Below are 14,608 nucleotides of genomic sequence, written 5' to 3'. Positions count from 1 at the left end.
CCAGCGGGAGCGGGCGCGAGAGGGGCGGCCTCTCAGACCTGGCGCCAGGTGCGCAACGCGGCCGTGGCGGCCAGCACTCCTCCTACGGCGACCAGGACCAGACCGGTCCCGGGCATCCAGCCACCGAAGCCGACGAGGTTGACCAGGTGCAGCAGCTGCCACGCCGGCAGGGCGAGCGCCACCACGGCGAAGACGGCCAGGTGGCCGGCCCCGACGCGGTGCCATGGCATGAGCGTCCCGGCCAGTCCGACGAAGGCGGCGTAGGCGGTCCAGAGTCCGGCGCCTCGACCGCCGGAGACGTTGCCGATCGGGGTGTGCACCCACGGCAGGAAGGACCCGATGACGACGAGAAGGACGGCGACGAGCGCCATCGTGCGCGCCGGGCGCCGGGTGACAGGAGGGCCGGTGGTGGACGAGGACATGCCAGTCACTGTACCCAAGATCACACCGCGACCCCTGCTCGTGAGCGACCGCTCAGCGCATGGTCGATGCCACTCACCGCACGACGTGAGCCCGGTCACGTCGGTGGCTTGACGGTCGGGGTGCGCAACCGCTTGTCTCACCAGTCATACAGCCCGTGCACGCCCCCCGAGGAGGCCCCCATGGAACAACACGACCGCCAGGCTTACTGGCGATCGAACCTACGCCTGATGGCGGTGCTGCTGACGATCTGGGCGATCGTCTCCTTCGGCGCCGGCATCATCTTCGTCGACCAGCTCAACGAGATCGTCATCGGCGGTTTCCCGCTGGGGTTCTGGTTCTCGCAGCAAGGATCGATCCTGGTGTTCATCGCGCTGATCTTCGTCTACGCGAAGCGGATGGACGCGCTGGACAAGAAGTACGGCGCCGATGACTACGAAGAGGGCGGGGTGACGCACTGATGAGCGACATCCAGCTGTGGACCCTGATCTTCGCCGTCATCACCTTCAGCATCTACATCTACATCGCCTACGCCAGCCGGGTCTCCTCGACCTCGGACTTCTACGTCGCCGGTGGCGGCATTCCCGCCCCGGCCAACGGAGCGGCGATCGCCGCGGACTGGATGAGCGCTGCGTCGTTCATCTCGATGGCGGGCATCATCGCCCTGGGCTACAACGGCTACTCCGGCAGCGTCTTCCTGATGGGCTGGACGGGCGGCTACGTCCTGCTGGCCCTGCTGCTGGCGCCGTACCTGCGCAAGTTCGGCAGGTTCACGCTGCCGGAGTTCGTCGGTGACCGGTACTCCGAGACGGCCCGCCTCGTGGCGGTCATCTCGGCGGTCGTGATCTCCTTCGTCTACGTCGCCGGCCAGATGGGCGGCGTCGGTCTGGTCTTCACCCGGTTCCTCGGGGTGAGCCCGACGGTGGGCGTCATCATCGGCATGGCGATCGTGTTCTTCTACGCCGTCCTCGGCGGCATGAAGGGCATCACCTGGACCCAGGTGGCGCAGTACTCGGTGCTGATCATCGCGTACCTGATCCCGGCGGTCGCCATCTCGGCACGTGCGACGGGCATGCCGCTCCCGCAGATCGGGTTCGGACAGATCCTGGGCGACCTCGACCAGCTGCAGCGCGACTTCGGCTTCGAGGCCTACACCGAGGCGTTCACCGATCCTGCCTTCGGGATGCAGAACATGCTGCTGATCACGGCCGCGCTGATGTTCGGCACGGCCGGCCTGCCACACGTGATCGTGCGGTTCTACACCGCCAAGAGTGTTCGGGCTGCCCGGTACTCGGCGGTGTGGGCGATCGTGTTCATCGGTCTGCTCTACGTGACCGCGCCCTCGGTGGCGGCGTTCACGAAGCTGGAGATCCTGGAGACGCTCAACGACACGGCGATCAGCTCCCTGCCGCAGTGGTTCACCACATGGTCCGACGTCGACCTGATCACCGGGCCCGAGGGCGCTGCACTGCAGGACCTCAACAACGACGGTGTGTACAACTACACCGGCGGCGCCGGCAACGAGGTGATGATCAACAACGACATCCTCGTGCTGGCGAGCCCGGAGATCGGAGGCCTGCCGGCCCCGATCGTCGGACTGGTCGCCGCGGGTGCCCTGGCGGCCGCATTGTCCACCGCCTCCGGACTGCTGCTGGTGATCAGCTCCTCGATCGCCAACGACGTCTACTACAAGCGGATCAACCCGCAGGCCACGGAGAAGCAGCAGCTGAACGTCGGTCGCATCACGATGGCCGCGGCGATCCTCGTCGCGGGCTACCTCGGCATCAACCCGCCGGGCTTCGTGGGCGAGGTGGTCGCGTTGGCCTTCGGCCTGGCGGCGGCCAGCTTCTTCCCGATCCTCGTGCTGGGGATCTTCTGGAAGAAGGCCACCGCCATGGGTGCGGCCGCGGGGATGATCACCGGCCTGGTGTTCACGCTGGCGTACATGGTCTGGACGCTGGACATCTACTTCGGCGGGGAGGGCATCCGCGGCATCCCGGCGACCGGCATCGGCACGGTGGGCATGCTGGTGAACTTCGCGGTGACGATCATCGTCTCGCAGTTCACGCCCAAGCCGTCGGAGAAGATGCAGGCCCTGGTGGAGGAGATCCGCTACCCGGGTCGCACCACCCTCGTCGAGAAGCACCTCGAGGAGGACTGAGCCGACAGTGATCGAGCGGGCCCGGGACGGATCATCCGTCCCGGGCCCGCTCGCGTCGTCACGTCAGCAGGCCTCGGCGTTTTCAGCGACGTGGCGCAGGACGCGGCGTCGGTTGAGGATCGCGTCGACGGTGAAGACGACGAGCGCGGACCAGACCAGGACGAAGCCGATCCAGCGGGCGGTGGTCATCGCCTCGCCGAAGACCACCAGACCGAGGATGAACTGCAGGACCGGCCCCAGGTACTGCAGCAGCCCGATCGACGTGAGCGAGAGCCGAGTCGCGGCAGCGCCGAACATCAGCAGGGGGATCGCCGTCACGACCCCCGTGCCCACGAGCAGAGCCATGTTGGCGGTGCCCTCGTGGGCGAAGGCCAGCTCGTCACGCAGCTCGAGCGCAACCAAGAAGGCCAGGGCGACCGGGGCGAGGATGAGGGTCTCCATCCCGAGGCCCTCGAATGCCCCCAGGCTCGCCCGCTTCTTCAGGAAGCCGTAGGCGGCGAACGAGCCGGCGACCAGCAGCGCGATCCACGGGAGCCGGCCGTAGTCCAGCGTCAGCACGACGACGGCGACGGCACCCACCGCGACCGCCGTCCACTGGGCGGGCCGCAGTGTCTCCTTGAGGACCTCGACCCCCAGCAGCACCGTCACCAGCGGATTGATGAAGTAGCCGAGCGACGTCTCGATGACGTGCCCCGTGGTGACGCCGTAGATGAAGCCGCCCCAGTTGAGGGCGATCGCGACGGACGCGAGGGCGAGGAAGAGCATCTGTCGACGGTTGCGGGCGATGGCGACGAAGCGGGACCACCGGCGCGTCAAGGCGATGCCGGCGAGCACGAACACGAGCGACCAGACGATGCGATGCGCCAGCACCTCCAGGGCACCGGCGGGGGCGAGCAGCGGCCAGTACAGCGGGAAGAACCCCCAGCAGAGGTAGGCGCCGACCCCGAAGGCCAGCCCACCGCCGGTGGTGGACTCCGGGCGGGTCCGGGTCTCGTTGCTGCTCACGACGAGATGCTACGCCCGCCGGGGGTGGGGCAGGATGTCCCCATGGCCGACCACCTCCCGAATCCTCCCGCGGGCACGGACGACGACCGGCCGCGCTGGTTCTCCCAGACCCCGGAGACGCACTCCCAGTGGTACGTCGACCGCTTCCGCGAGCTGGCCGCCGAGGGTGCTGACCTGGCCGGGGAGGCGAGGTTCGTCGACGCCGTGGTGAGCCCGGGCGCTCGCGTCCTGGACGCAGGCTGCGGCCCCGGCCGGCTCGCGGGCGCACTGCACGAGCGTGGCCACGACGTCGTGGGCGTGGACGTGGACCCGGTCCTGCTGGCGGCCGCGGAGGCGGATCACGCCGGGCCGCGGTGGGAGCGGGCCGACCTCGCCACCCTCGACCTCGGCGAGACGTTCGACGCCGTGGTGAGCGCGGGGAACGTCCTGGTCTTCCTCGCCCCGGGAACCGAGGACGAGGTCGTGCAGCGCATGGCAGGGCACGTCGCTCCGGGTGGGGTGCTCGTCGTCGGCTTCCGTCTGGATCGGCACGTGACCATCGAGTCGGTGGAAGCCGCGGCCCGGGCGGGGGGTCTGGAGCCCGAGCACCGCTTCTCGACGTGGGACCTGAGGCCCTGGTCCGAGACGGCTGACTTCGTGGTGGCCGTCCTGCGTCGGCCCGGCTCCGATGCTGCATGAGAGGGTCCTCATCATCGGGTCATGGTCCTCTCACCCGGACGTACTCTGATGGGCCCATGATGAATCACCGCCGCCTGGCCACTGCTGCCCTCGCCCTCGCCCTCGCGCTGGGGGTGAGCGCCTGCGGCTCCGACGACGAGACCCGCCCCCTGCCGACCAGTGGCACCCTCGACATGGAGGAGAGCTCGGCCTCCCCGACGCCATCGGTGAGTCCCGACGGTGACGATGCCGACGACGCCCCCATCGACCGGTCGACACGGGAGCGCCTGGAGCGCGTCGCGCTCGAGGAGGTCGGCGACGGACGGGTCGAGGACGTGGAGCGAAGCGACGACTCCTCCCACGCCTACGAGGTGGACGTGGAGCGTCGTGACGACGACGTCACGGTGGAGATCTCCGAGGACTTCGAGGTCGTCCGCGTCGACCGTTGACCGCGCCCGGGTGACGTCGGGGTCCGACCCGGCTAGGTTGCACGCGTGGAGGATGAGTTCGCGACGCTCGGGACGTCGCACCTGACCGTGCTGGCGTTCTTCGCGGTGGGGGTCGTCGCCGTCGTCCTGCTCGGCCGCAGGATCCGGGGCACGGGGGCCGAGGTCTGGGTGAACCGGGGCATCGCGGTCGGCATCGTCGCGGTCACGGTGCCGCTGCAGGTCCTGCAGCTCCTGCCGGGGGAGTGGAACCCGCGCACCTCCCTGCCGTTCCAGCTCTGTGACCTGGCCTGGATCATTGCGGTCCACGCCCTGTGGACGCGCTCGCGGCTCACCGCGACCATCACCTACCTGTGGGGCATCACCCTGACGACGCAGGCGATGATCACCCCGGACCTCGCCACCCCGTTCCCGGAGCCACGGTTCGTCATGTTCTGGGCCATGCACGTGCTGGTCGTTTGGGCCTCGTTCTACCTGGTCCTCGGGCTGCGCATCGCCCCGACCTGGCGGACGTACGCCCAGACGGTCGGTGCCACGCTGGTGTGGGCGGCGACGATGATGGTCTACAACGCCCTGCTCGACACCAACTACGGCTACCTCAACGGCAAGCCGGCCCGCGGCTCGGCCCTGGACCTCCTGCCGGCCTGGCCCTGGTACGTCGGCGTGCAGGTCGTGCTCATCGCCGCGGTCTGGGCTCTCATGGTCTGGCCCTGGACGCGCAGCGCGCCCGGCGCCCGGGCGATGGGCGCGTCAACCAGAGCGCCGTGAGCCGGACGGCTCAGGGCACGTACTCCACGACCGTGGTGGCGAGCAGGTGTTCCGCCCTCGACGGATCGGGTGGTCGGGGGAGATGCTCGGTGCTCCCGGCAGGGGCGGTCGGGCGACGAGCCCGAGGCCTCGATCCGCGCCATCTCGGCATCGTGGACCGCCACCAGCTGCGACCACTCGGTGGCCTCCGCCCGTGCCCGAGAGCGCACCACGTCGGCCAGCTGCCTGACCTCGATGTGCTCTGCGATCTCCATGAATCCAACATACGTACGGCCGCTGACACAACTTCCACACGCGTTCGGCGCGAGTGGCGAGGCCGCCATTCGGTCCGCGGCGACGCCTACCGGTAGTTGGCGAACTGCACCGGGAAGTCCAGGTCGGCGCCCTTGAGCAGCGCCTGGACGGCCTGCAGGTCGTCACGCTTCTTGCTGGTGACGCGCAGCTCCTCGCCCTGCACCTGGACCTTGACGCCCTTGGGGCCCTCGTCCCGGATCATCTTGGAGACCTTCTTGGCGTTCTCGGTGCTGATGCCCTGGCTGAAGGTGCCGTTGATCTTGACCTCCTTGCCGCTCTGGCGCGGGTCGTCGGTCTCCAGCGCCTTGAGCGAGATGCCGCGCTTGATCAGCTTCTCCTTGAAGACGTCGAGGATGGCGAGGGCACGCTCGTCGGCGTTGGCGGTGATCTCGATGCCCTCCTCGCCCTTCCACTCCAGGGCCGCGCCGGTCCCACGGAAGTCGTAGCGCTGGTTGATCTCCTTGACGGCCTGGTTGAGGGCGTTGTCAGCCTCCTGGCGGTCGAGCTTGCTGACGATGTCGAACGACGAGTCGGCCATGGCGGTCTCCTGGGGCTGGACGGGGAACGGGCCCTCCCAGCCTAGAGGGGCAGGGAGGGCCCGAGGTCGCGGGCGTTCTCAGGCGGCGAGGAAGTCGTCGATCTGGTCGATCGCCTGGCGCGCGCCCTCCTCCACGCCCATGTCGAGCACCTGCTGCAGCGCCTCGGCCGTCGCGTAGCGGCTGACGTTCACCATGCGGGTGCCGGCGTCGGTGGACTCGAAGCGGTACTCGTTCTGCGAGACCGGCATGTCCGGGACGGGCTCGAAGTCGGGCGTGGCGAAGGCGTCGCGGAAGGCGAACGCGGACTTCTCCCGGACGTCGGTGAGCTCCCAGAGGCCGTGGTACTGCTCGCCCTCCGGCCCGGTCATGTAGTACTTCGTGACCGCGCCGGGGGTGAGCGAGTGCTCCACGAAGGTGGCCGGGTGGCTCGGCGGGCCCCAGACCTTCTCGAGCTGACGCGGGTCGGAGTACAGCTCCCAGACGCGCTCGAGAGGGGCAGCGAACTCCGACGTGATGATGATGGTGCGGTTCTCCAGGTCCTTCTGGATGTCGATGACGGGCATGTCAGCTCTCCTTGGTGGTGGTGGTGTGGGTGGTGTGGGTGGTGTGGGTGGTGTCGTCCTGCGTGGCGGGTGGTGGTGTGGGTGGGTCGCCGGTGGCGAGCAGCTCGTCCATCCGGCCGATGCGGCCGCGCCAGACGGCCTCGATCTCGTCGAGCATCGAGGCCACCGAGCGCACGGCCTTCACGTCGCCGGAGGCCAGTGCCTCGCGGCCGATGCGGCGCTTGGTGACGAGCCCGGCCCGCTCGAGCACGGCCACGTGCTTCTGCACCGCGGCGAAGCTCATGTCGTAGGAGGCGGCGAGCGTCGAGACCGAGTGCTCCCCGGCGAGGACGCGACGCACGATGTCGCGCCGGGTCCGGTCGGCGAGTGCGTGGAACAGCGCGTCGGCCCTGTCCTCGTCCGGTGCGGTCATGAGCAAAACATACAACTGAATGGTTGTACAAGTCAAGGGGTTCGATCTCGTGTGCTCGTCACGAGGGCGCTGAGGTAGGGTTGCTCGTCGTCGCCCCGCGTGGGCGGCGCCCCTGGCAGGTTGCCCGAGCGGCCAAAGGGAGCTGACTGTAAATCAGCCGGCATTGCCTACAGAGGTTCGAATCCTCTACCTGCCACAGCATGACCGGAAGGGCCTCTGGCCGGCGGAGAGACGCTGGTCAGAGGCCCTTTCGTGTCCACCGGGCAGGAGTGTCCGACCTGGTGACCCGATGCAACGGCTCTAGCCCACCGCGCCGCGGGTCAGTCCTCGGTCGCTGCCGACGCCGGCCCGGGACCGGGTCAGCGTGCACCGTGGACCTCGTCGATCAGTGGTCAACGGCGACGTCGAGCGCGGCGCCGGTGGCCGCCACGACGGTCTCGACGGTCTCATCGGGCGCGAGCTCGCTGAGCACGAGGCGGCGAGGTGCGGGTTCGCCGGGTGGGACCGGGTGTCCGGTGGTGGCGTGGACGACGTCGATGACGGCGAGGTCGGTGATGATGCGTTGGACGACGTGGCGCCCAGTGAGGGGGAGGTCGCAGTCCGCGAGGATCTTGGGGGAGCCGCCGCGGGCAGTGTGCTCCATGAGGACGATGACCTGGCGGGCGCCGTGGACGAGGTCCATGGCGCCACCCATTCCTTTGACCATCTTGCCGGGGATCATCCAGTTGGCGATGTCGCCCTGGACGGAGACCTGCATGGCGCCGAGGATCGCGGCGTCGACCTTGCCGCCGCGGATCATGGCGAAGCTGGTGGCGGAGTCGAAGTAGGAGGCGCCGCGGCGGACGGTCACGGTCTCCTTGCCGGCGTTGATCAGGTCGGGATCGACGTCGGCCTCGGCGGGATAGGCTCCGACGCCGAGGATGCCGTTCTCTGACTGCAGGATGATCTCGACGTCGTCGGGCACGTGGTTCGGTACGAGGGTCGGCAGGCCGATGCCGAGGTTGACGTAGGAGCCGTCGGACAGCTCGGCGGCGGCGCGAGCGGCAATCTGGTCACGGGTCCAGGCCATGAGATCCTCCTCTTTCGATCCTGCGGCTCAGGCAGGGGTGACGGTGCGCTTCTCGATGCGCTTGTCGGCGGTCTGGTCAGGGGTGAGCGCCACGACGCGGTGCACGAAGACGCCGGGGGTGTGGATCTCGGCTGGGTCGAGGTCGCCGGGCTCGACGAGGTTCTCGACCTCGGCGATCGTCAGGCGTCCGCACATCGCGGCCAGGGGGTTGAAGTTCTGTGCGGCGCGGCGGAAGACGAGGTTGCCGTGCCGGTCGCCCTTCCAGGCGCGCACGAGAGCGCCGTCGGCGACGATCGCCTCCTCCAGCACGTACTCGCGTTCGCCCTCGCGGGTGTGAAAGATCTGAGTCTGCTTGGCCGGGCTGGCTTTGGCGACGATCCCGTCGCGGGTGTAGCGCCAGGGGAGGCCGCCGTCGGCCACCTGGGTGCCGACGCCGGTCGCGGTGAAGAACGCCGCGATGCCGGACCCTCCGGCGCGCATCCGCTCGGCGAGCGTGCCCTGCGGGGTCAGCTCCACCTCCAGCTCGCCGGCGAGGTACTGGCGAGCGAACTCCTTGTTCTCGCCCACGTAGGAGGCGACCATCCGACGTAGCCGGCCCGCTCCCAGGAGTCGTCCGAGGCCCCAGCCGTCGACCCCGGCGTTGTTGGAGACCGCCTCCAGGTCGCTCGTGCCGTGCTCGAGCAGTGCGTCCAGCAACACCGACGGGATGCCGCACAGGCCGAACCCGCCCACGGCGATCGTCGATCCGTCGGCGATGTCGGCAGTCGCCTCGTGGGCGCCGTCCACGACCTTGTCCATGCACGTCCTCCTGGTTCTCGTTGTCGACAGCAGAGAACCAGGTCGCCGCGTCTCGCTCAACAGATGGACGGGAATCAACCGATAGTTGCTCGTTCTGTGGGACTGTGCCCATCCCAACGTTCAGTCAGTGAACGTGACAAGATGCTGGAGTGAGAGATCGCGACCGGCAGGGCGACGGCGTCGCCACCCGAGCGGTCCGCGTGCTCAAGAGCCTCGCCGCGCTCGAGGCGCGGGGCGCCACGACCACGGCCGTCGCTGCCCGTTCCGGCTTGCCCCGCGCCACCGTGCATCGTCTGCTGAGCGTGCTGCGCGAGCAGGGGTTGACCGACCGCGACGAGGCGAGCGGCCACTGGCACCTTGGTCCCGAGCTCTACGTCCTCGGCGTCCAGGCCGCCCGCCGCTTCGACGTCGCCGAGACCGCGCGCCCCCACGTCTCCCGCCTCGCGCAGGTCACCGGCGAGAGCGCGTTCTTCTCCGTGCGCCGCGGCGACGAGACCGTGTGCGTCGTCCGCGAGGACGGCGACTTCCCGCTCCGCTCATTCGTGCTCTTCGAGGGCGCCCGGTTCCCGCTCGGCGTCGTCTCCGCAGGGCTCGTCGTCCTGGCCTACCTGCCCGACGACGAGGTCGACGCCTACCTCGCCGGCACCGACCTGGTCGCCGACCACGGCCCTGACCACGCCGAGGCGGCGCTGCGCGAGCGCATCGCGCTCGCCCGCCTCGACGGCTACGCGACCAACCCCGGCCTCGTCGTCGAGGGCAGCTGGGGCATGGCGGCCGCCGTCTTCGACTCCTACGGGAGGCCGGCCGCCGCTCTCACCCTCACCGGTGTTCAGACGCGCTTCGCCGACGACCGCCGCCCCGGCCTCGGCCGCCTCCTCCTGCGCGAGGCGCACCAGCTGAGCAACCGCCTTCCGCGGGCATCCTGAGGTGACAGTCGCTTCAAGGATCGGATTGATGTGAAGTCGTTAGACCGATGATCAACCGCTGACGACGCTGGGTGAGTTCGGCGGTCGGCGTAGGGCCTCTTGGCTTCGCGGAGCACGTTGGTCACGCTCCGTGAGGGCCGTGGACCATCGAATAATCAAAAATAGAAAAGGTATTGCGGCGGTGCCTGGACTGCTCTACTGTCATGTGACCAGGAGCACGTCAGGATCGAGATTGTCGCTATGGTCTCGCGAGCTCAGGGCTTCGCCGCCGGCGTCTGAAGTGAGGATCTGACAGATGGTTTCTTCGTCCAGTGACCGGCGACTGCGAGATCTCGGTGAGGACGAGCTGTTCTCCACCTACGGTGGCAGCCGGTTCACCATGTCCATTCTTGCCAGTCGCTTCCAGTACGTCATGGAGCACGTGTGTGGGCAGCTGCTGAACAATGCGTTCTCGCCCATCATCCGTGACTTCTACGACTTCTCCGCCTCGCTGTCTGGTGGGCCGGCCCAGGCATACCAGACGCCAGCCGTCGCCAAGACCCTGAGCCTGTTCTTCGGATCCATGCGCAACGCCGTCGCCATCAGCTTCGACGAGTTCGGCGTGGACGACATCGCCGACGGCGATGTTCTCATCGCCAACGACCCCTACCGCGTCGGTACGCACGTGAACGACATGTGCTTCATGCGCCCGGTCTTCGTCGACGGGGAGCTGGTGAGCGTCCTCACGATCAGGGCACACCAGCTGGACATCGGCGGACGCGTCCCAGGTGGGTTCTCGGGGATGAAGAAGGACGTGTACGAGAACGGGCTCGTCGTCCCGCCGACGCTGCTGTACCGCAACGATCGTCCCGTGCGTTCCACGTTCTCGCTGATCGTGGGCAACTCGCGCTTCGGAGCCCTGCTCCTGCCGGACATCCAGAGCATCTTCGAGTCCTTGAGGTTCGGCGAGCGGCTCATCAAGGAGACGATCGACAAGTACGGCCTTGCGGCTTTCAAGGGTGCGTTCGACTACGCATGCGACGCCGCGGCCGAGCTCATGCAGACGGCGTTGGAGGCGCTGCCGGACGGGGACTACGAGGGCACGGAGTATCTTGACTGCGACGGGGCGGACCCCGATGAGGCGCACCAGGTGAACGTCACGATCCGCAAGCGGGCCGGGCGGGCTGAGTTTGACTTCAGTGGAACTTCCGTGCAGGGGAGGACGAGTCTCAACGCGTGCTGGCCTGACGCGCTCACGGTCGTCAGCATGGCGCTGAAGTTCCTCATCGATCCCAGGTCACCGTTCTGTTCCAGCGTGCTCAGGGACGTCGACGTCGTGCTCCCGCGGGGCAGCGTCGTCAGCGCCGAGTCACCAGCGGCCGTGATGCTGTACTGGGAGCCGATGGAGGCCGCCTTCGCGGCCATCTGTCGCGCCCTCAACCCGGTGCTCGGGTCCGGAGCGCTCGCTGGCGATGCTCGTGCGACGCAGATCCACAGCGTCGCGGGGACAAGTGCCGATGGTGTTCCGTGGGTCACGGCGCTCGGAGCCGTGGGCGGCTGGGGTGCGGAACGGACCGGCGACGCCGACAGCGGCCAGATCGGGTATCTCATGAACTACTTCCTCGTGGAGGTGGAGTCGCTGGAGTCCGGAATCCCCACCGTCGTCCTGCGTCGCGAGTACGAGACCGACTCGGGCGGACCGGGAGTCCATCGCGGCGGCGCTGGGCTGTTTGAGGACACGTACTGGTCGACCGGGACCGATCACCAGATCACGATGGCCAGCCTCAAGACACCGAACGGCTTCGGCGCCGACGGGGGAGGCGCGGGAGTGCAGGGCGGAGCCTGGATGTGGGACAACCTCGAGCTCGGGGCCGGGACGTGGGATCGCCTCGACGACGAGTGCGCTCACGCCTCCAGCGCGCCGATCTGCGGAGTCATGGATCCGCAGACGTTGCGGCGGTCGGCGTCCGGACGCTACTACCACTGGGCGGCTGGTGACCCGTGGGCTGCCGGCGAGGGTGCGTGGTTCCGCGTCGTCAGCGGTGGTGGCGGTGGCTGGGGGGACCCGCGCCAGCGCGTCCCCGAGGCGGTGCTGGCTGATGTCCGTGATGGCTACGTCAGTCCTGAGGGGGCCGCTAGCCGGTACGGCGTGGTGGTTCTCGGCGACCCGGAGATCGATCCCGAGGGCTTGAGCATCGACCGTGACGCCACCGCCAGCCTCCGTGCCGGGCCGGCGACATCAGACGACGACGCGTGGATCTTCAAGTCGGTGGCGCCGGTGGTCTCCGTCGCGCGGGACGAGGTTGCAGGGGACTGCCCCGAGTGTGGCGCCTCGGCACTGGCCGAGTACCCCCTGGTCGCCGAGACTGGCTGGCAGCGCGTGGTCAAGTGTCAGAGCTGCCTGGCTGCCGTGTCGAGAGAGCCATGGAACCGGCTGGGCTGGAACGTTCTGCTGGAGGACACTGTCGCTTCCTCTGCCGGACCGATAGGCAACGCCCTGACGATCGAGGAGAAGCGAGCATGATCGGTGTCGACGTGGGAGGAACGTTCACCGACGTGGTAGCGATCCGTGACGGCCAGATCGTCGTCAACAAGGTGCCCAGCCGGTCCGAGGACGCCCACGCCTCGGTGCTTGCCGGGGCCGCGGGCTTGGGGGTGGATGGGGCGAGGGTGTTCAACCACGCCAGCACCCACGGCTTGAACGCGATCATCACCCGACAGCTGCCCAAGGTGGGGCTCCTGCACACCAAGGGCCATCGGGACGTACTCGACCAGGGCCGCATCATCCGGCCCGCTGAGGCGGTGACCGACCCGTCGTGGCGACGCTCGTTCTCCGACTCCGCGCGTCCACTGGTCCCGCGCTACCTGCGTCGCGGAGTGCAGGAGCGACTCGACCGGACCGGTGCGGCGGTGATCCCGCTGGACGAGCCGCAGCTTCGAGAGCAGCTCGAAGTGCTGGGCCGCTGTGATGTCGAGGCGGTTGCGATCTGTCTGCTCCACTCCTACGTCGACGACACGCACGAACGCCGGGTGCGCGAGCTGGTGCGTGAGGTGCTCGGCGAGATCCCTGTTTCGATCTCGAGCGAGGTCTCTGCCCTGGCCAAGGAGTACGCCCGCACGTCGACGACCGTCATCGACGTCATGATGAAGCTGATCTACGGTGACTACAACGACCGGCTGCTCAAGGGTCTGGTCGACCTGGGTTTCACTGGTCAGCTGAACTACGCCGACTCCGCGGCGACCTTGATCGACGCGGAGGCGGCCATGGCGAGGCCGTACCGTGTCGTGTTCTCCGGACCGGCGGCCGGCACTGCGGCATCCGTGCGGCTGGGGGAGGTCACCGGCTGGTCGGACCTGCTCTGCGCAGACATCGGTGGGACGTCCTGCGACATCAGCGTCGTCACCGGCGGGCGTCCCTACCTGAAGACGACCTTCGAGTTCGAGCACGACCTGCTGGTCAACTCCCTGTCCACGGATATCGTGACGATCGGCGCGGGCGGAGGGAGCCTGGTCGACGTCAACACGCTCGGCGAGCTCACCGTGGGGCCGGGCAGCGCGGGCGCTGTGCCGGGGCCGGCCTGTTACGGCGCCGGCGGAGATCAGCCCACCACGACTGACGGATGTCTACTCATGGGCCTCCTGGACTCCGATGCGTTCCTCGGGGGTGCACATCGGCTGCAGCCCGAGCTCGCGGTGAGCGCGTTCGAGTCGCTTCCAATGACCGGCCCGCTCTCCGACCGGGTCAGTGACGCCTGGAACCTCGGGCTCAACAACATCGCTGAGGGAATCTTCAACGCCGCCCTGACCCGGGGCGTCGACCCCAGTGACTACTCACTGGTCGCCTACGGCGCCGCCGGTCCGATGATGCTGCCCTCGCTGCTGGACCTCCTGCACGTCAAACGGGTGATCGTCCCACCGCACCCCGGCCTCTTCAGTGCCCTGGGACTTCTCAGCACCGACCTGGTCTACTCCGACAGTCGCAGTGCCTACACCGTGCTGGGTGAGGGGGCGGTCGAGTCGGTCAACGAGATCCTGTCCACTCTCGAGGCGGCTCTGCTCGAGCCACTCGCGGAGGCGGATCGGGCACGGGCCGTGGTCGCCCGGAGCTTCGACGGGCGCCTCCTGGGTCAGTCGTGGGACACGCCGTTCGTCTCCATCCCGGCCGGTGAGCTGACTGCCGCGTCACTTGACGAGCTCATTCGGGACTTCCACGCCGAGTACCAGCAGCGCAACGGCACCCGCTTCGAGTCCTTCCCGGTCGAGGCGGTGACATTCCGCGTGCAGGTGACGGTCCCGTCGGAAAAGTTCGAGTTCGCGTCGTTGCCGACTCGTGTCGGCGACGCCGTGGAGCCGATCGCGACCACGACGCTCCGCCATCTGTACGACGACGATGTCGACTGCCCCGTCTACGATCGCGTTGGGCTGTGCTGTGGCGACACGTTCGTCGGTCCCGCCATCGTGCGCGAGGAGATGTCGACGACCTTCGTGCCGCGCGGACGGACGCTCAGTGTGGGCTCGATCGGCGAACTGGTCATCGAGTGACCCCTGTTCGACCGTCACGCCCTGCTCCA

At 68.4% G+C, this 14,608-nt stretch carries 15 protein-coding genes and 1 tRNA gene; 9 read left to right on the top strand and 7 right to left on the bottom strand.

Features of this window, described 5'->3' with window-relative positions; all coding sequences use genetic code 11:
• Positions 1 to 32: 32 nt before the first annotated feature.
• Positions 33 to 422, bottom strand: coding sequence for a hypothetical protein (locus ACHAAC_RS11120; protein WP_435716294.1), 390 nt, complete (start codon positions 420 to 422; stop codon positions 33 to 35).
• Positions 423 to 602: 180 nt separating this feature from the next.
• On the opposite strand from ACHAAC_RS11120, the gene ACHAAC_RS11115 reads away from it, so the two are divergent.
• Positions 603 to 881 carry a DUF4212 domain-containing protein gene (locus ACHAAC_RS11115; RefSeq protein WP_435716293.1) on the top strand — a complete coding sequence of 93 codons (279 nt, stop codon included), beginning with the start codon at positions 603 to 605 and terminating at the stop codon, positions 879 to 881.
• Complete coding sequence (locus ACHAAC_RS11110; protein ID WP_435716292.1) at positions 881 to 2,581, top strand: sodium:solute symporter family protein; 1,701 nt, start codon at positions 881 to 883, stop codon at positions 2,579 to 2,581. Before ACHAAC_RS11115 ends, ACHAAC_RS11110 begins: the two co-directional genes overlap by 1 nt.
• Positions 2,582 to 2,644: 63 nt before the next feature.
• On the opposite strand, the gene rarD is transcribed toward ACHAAC_RS11110, so the two are convergent.
• Positions 2,645 to 3,586, bottom strand: a complete 942-nt coding sequence (gene rarD, locus ACHAAC_RS11105; RefSeq protein ID WP_435716291.1) for an EamA family transporter RarD — start codon at positions 3,584 to 3,586, stop codon at positions 2,645 to 2,647.
• 42 nt (positions 3,587 to 3,628) lie between these two features.
• Between rarD and ACHAAC_RS11100 the strand changes: the two genes are divergently transcribed.
• From ACHAAC_RS11100 to ACHAAC_RS11090, 3 genes are read left to right on the top strand one after another with little or no spacing between them, the layout of a single operon-like run.
• Entirely contained in the window at positions 3,629 to 4,264 is a 636-nt protein-coding gene (locus ACHAAC_RS11100) for a class I SAM-dependent methyltransferase (protein WP_435716290.1), read from the top strand.
• Positions 4,265 to 4,320: 56 nt separating this feature from the next.
• Positions 4,321 to 4,692 (top strand): hypothetical protein, encoded by a 372-nt coding sequence (locus ACHAAC_RS11095; protein ID WP_435716289.1) that lies wholly within the window; start codon positions 4,321 to 4,323, stop codon positions 4,690 to 4,692.
• A gap of 45 nt (positions 4,693 to 4,737) precedes the next feature.
• Positions 4,738 to 5,457, top strand: coding sequence for a YwaF family protein (locus tag ACHAAC_RS11090; protein ID WP_435716288.1), 720 nt, complete (start codon positions 4,738 to 4,740; stop codon positions 5,455 to 5,457).
• 340 nt (positions 5,458 to 5,797) lie between these two features.
• On the opposite strand, the gene ACHAAC_RS11085 is transcribed toward ACHAAC_RS11090, so the two are convergent.
• The 3 genes from ACHAAC_RS11085 to ACHAAC_RS11075 form a co-directional block, all read right to left on the bottom strand.
• On the bottom strand, positions 5,798 to 6,289 hold the full coding sequence (locus ACHAAC_RS11085; RefSeq protein WP_435716287.1) for a YajQ family cyclic di-GMP-binding protein: 492 nt from the start codon (positions 6,287 to 6,289) through the stop codon (positions 5,798 to 5,800).
• Between the two features lie 78 nt (positions 6,290 to 6,367).
• Positions 6,368 to 6,853 (bottom strand): SRPBCC family protein, encoded by a 486-nt coding sequence (locus tag ACHAAC_RS11080; protein ID WP_435716286.1) that lies wholly within the window; start codon positions 6,851 to 6,853, stop codon positions 6,368 to 6,370.
• A 1-nt stretch (position 6,854) separates the two neighbouring features.
• The gene (locus ACHAAC_RS11075) at positions 6,855 to 7,265 is read right to left on the bottom strand and encodes an ArsR/SmtB family transcription factor (RefSeq protein ID WP_435716285.1); all 411 of its coding nucleotides are present in this window, start codon (positions 7,263 to 7,265) and stop codon (positions 6,855 to 6,857) included.
• A 114-nt stretch (positions 7,266 to 7,379) separates the two neighbouring features.
• Between ACHAAC_RS11075 and ACHAAC_RS11070 the strand changes: the two genes are divergently transcribed.
• Positions 7,380 to 7,461 (top strand) — tRNA-Tyr (locus tag ACHAAC_RS11070).
• Between the two features lie 189 nt (positions 7,462 to 7,650).
• Here the strand turns inward: ACHAAC_RS11070 and ACHAAC_RS11065 are convergent.
• Positions 7,651 to 8,334, bottom strand: coding sequence for a 3-oxoacid CoA-transferase subunit B (locus ACHAAC_RS11065; RefSeq protein ID WP_435716284.1), 684 nt, complete (start codon positions 8,332 to 8,334; stop codon positions 7,651 to 7,653).
• 27 nt (positions 8,335 to 8,361) lie between these two features.
• Positions 8,362 to 9,132 (bottom strand): CoA transferase subunit A, encoded by a 771-nt coding sequence (locus ACHAAC_RS11060; RefSeq protein WP_435716283.1) that lies wholly within the window; start codon positions 9,130 to 9,132, stop codon positions 8,362 to 8,364.
• Between the two features lie 149 nt (positions 9,133 to 9,281).
• Between ACHAAC_RS11060 and ACHAAC_RS11055 the strand changes: the two genes are divergently transcribed.
• From ACHAAC_RS11055 to ACHAAC_RS11045, 3 genes are all read left to right on the top strand, one after another.
• Positions 9,282 to 10,058, top strand: a complete 777-nt coding sequence (locus ACHAAC_RS11055) for an IclR family transcriptional regulator (protein WP_435716282.1) — start codon at positions 9,282 to 9,284, stop codon at positions 10,056 to 10,058.
• A 295-nt stretch (positions 10,059 to 10,353) separates the two neighbouring features.
• Positions 10,354 to 12,561, top strand: coding sequence for a hydantoinase B/oxoprolinase family protein (locus tag ACHAAC_RS11050; protein WP_435716281.1), 2,208 nt, complete (start codon positions 10,354 to 10,356; stop codon positions 12,559 to 12,561).
• Positions 12,558 to 14,579, top strand: a complete 2,022-nt coding sequence (locus tag ACHAAC_RS11045; protein ID WP_435716280.1) for a hydantoinase/oxoprolinase family protein — start codon at positions 12,558 to 12,560, stop codon at positions 14,577 to 14,579. The genes ACHAAC_RS11050 and ACHAAC_RS11045 overlap by 4 nt, the downstream gene beginning before the upstream one ends.
• Positions 14,580 to 14,608 lie beyond the last annotated feature (29 nt).

The sequence above is a fragment of the Aeromicrobium sp. CF4.19 genome, assembly GCF_051262555.1.
Taxonomy (GTDB): Bacteria; Actinomycetota; Actinomycetes; order Propionibacteriales; family Nocardioidaceae; genus Aeromicrobium.
This window is presented reverse-complemented; position numbering and strand designations above follow the sequence as displayed.

Excerpts from the sequence above, each read along its gene's own strand:
- ACHAAC_RS11065 (WP_435716284.1), bottom strand. The coding sequence starts at position 8,334 with ATGGCCTGGACCCGTGACCAGATTGCCGCTCGCGCCGCCGCCGAGCTG.
- ACHAAC_RS11110 (WP_435716292.1), top strand. The coding sequence starts at position 881 with ATGAGCGACATCCAGCTGTGGACCCTGATCTTCGCCGTCATCACCTTC.
- ACHAAC_RS11050 (WP_435716281.1), top strand. The coding sequence starts at position 10,354 with ATGGTTTCTTCGTCCAGTGACCGGCGACTGCGAGATCTCGGTGAGGAC.
- ACHAAC_RS11115 (WP_435716293.1), top strand. The coding sequence starts at position 603 with ATGGAACAACACGACCGCCAGGCTTACTGGCGATCGAACCTACGCCTG.
- ACHAAC_RS11080 (WP_435716286.1), bottom strand. The coding sequence starts at position 6,853 with ATGCCCGTCATCGACATCCAGAAGGACCTGGAGAACCGCACCATCATC.
- ACHAAC_RS11075 (WP_435716285.1), bottom strand. The coding sequence starts at position 7,265 with ATGACCGCACCGGACGAGGACAGGGCCGACGCGCTGTTCCACGCACTC.
- ACHAAC_RS11085 (WP_435716287.1), bottom strand. The coding sequence starts at position 6,289 with ATGGCCGACTCGTCGTTCGACATCGTCAGCAAGCTCGACCGCCAGGAG.
- ACHAAC_RS11060 (WP_435716283.1), bottom strand. The coding sequence starts at position 9,132 with ATGGACAAGGTCGTGGACGGCGCCCACGAGGCGACTGCCGACATCGCC.
- ACHAAC_RS11045 (WP_435716280.1), top strand. The coding sequence starts at position 12,558 with ATGATCGGTGTCGACGTGGGAGGAACGTTCACCGACGTGGTAGCGATC.
- ACHAAC_RS11095 (WP_435716289.1), top strand. The coding sequence starts at position 4,321 with ATGATGAATCACCGCCGCCTGGCCACTGCTGCCCTCGCCCTCGCCCTC.
- ACHAAC_RS11120 (WP_435716294.1), bottom strand. The coding sequence starts at position 422 with ATGTCCTCGTCCACCACCGGCCCTCCTGTCACCCGGCGCCCGGCGCGC.
- ACHAAC_RS11100 (WP_435716290.1), top strand. The coding sequence starts at position 3,629 with ATGGCCGACCACCTCCCGAATCCTCCCGCGGGCACGGACGACGACCGG.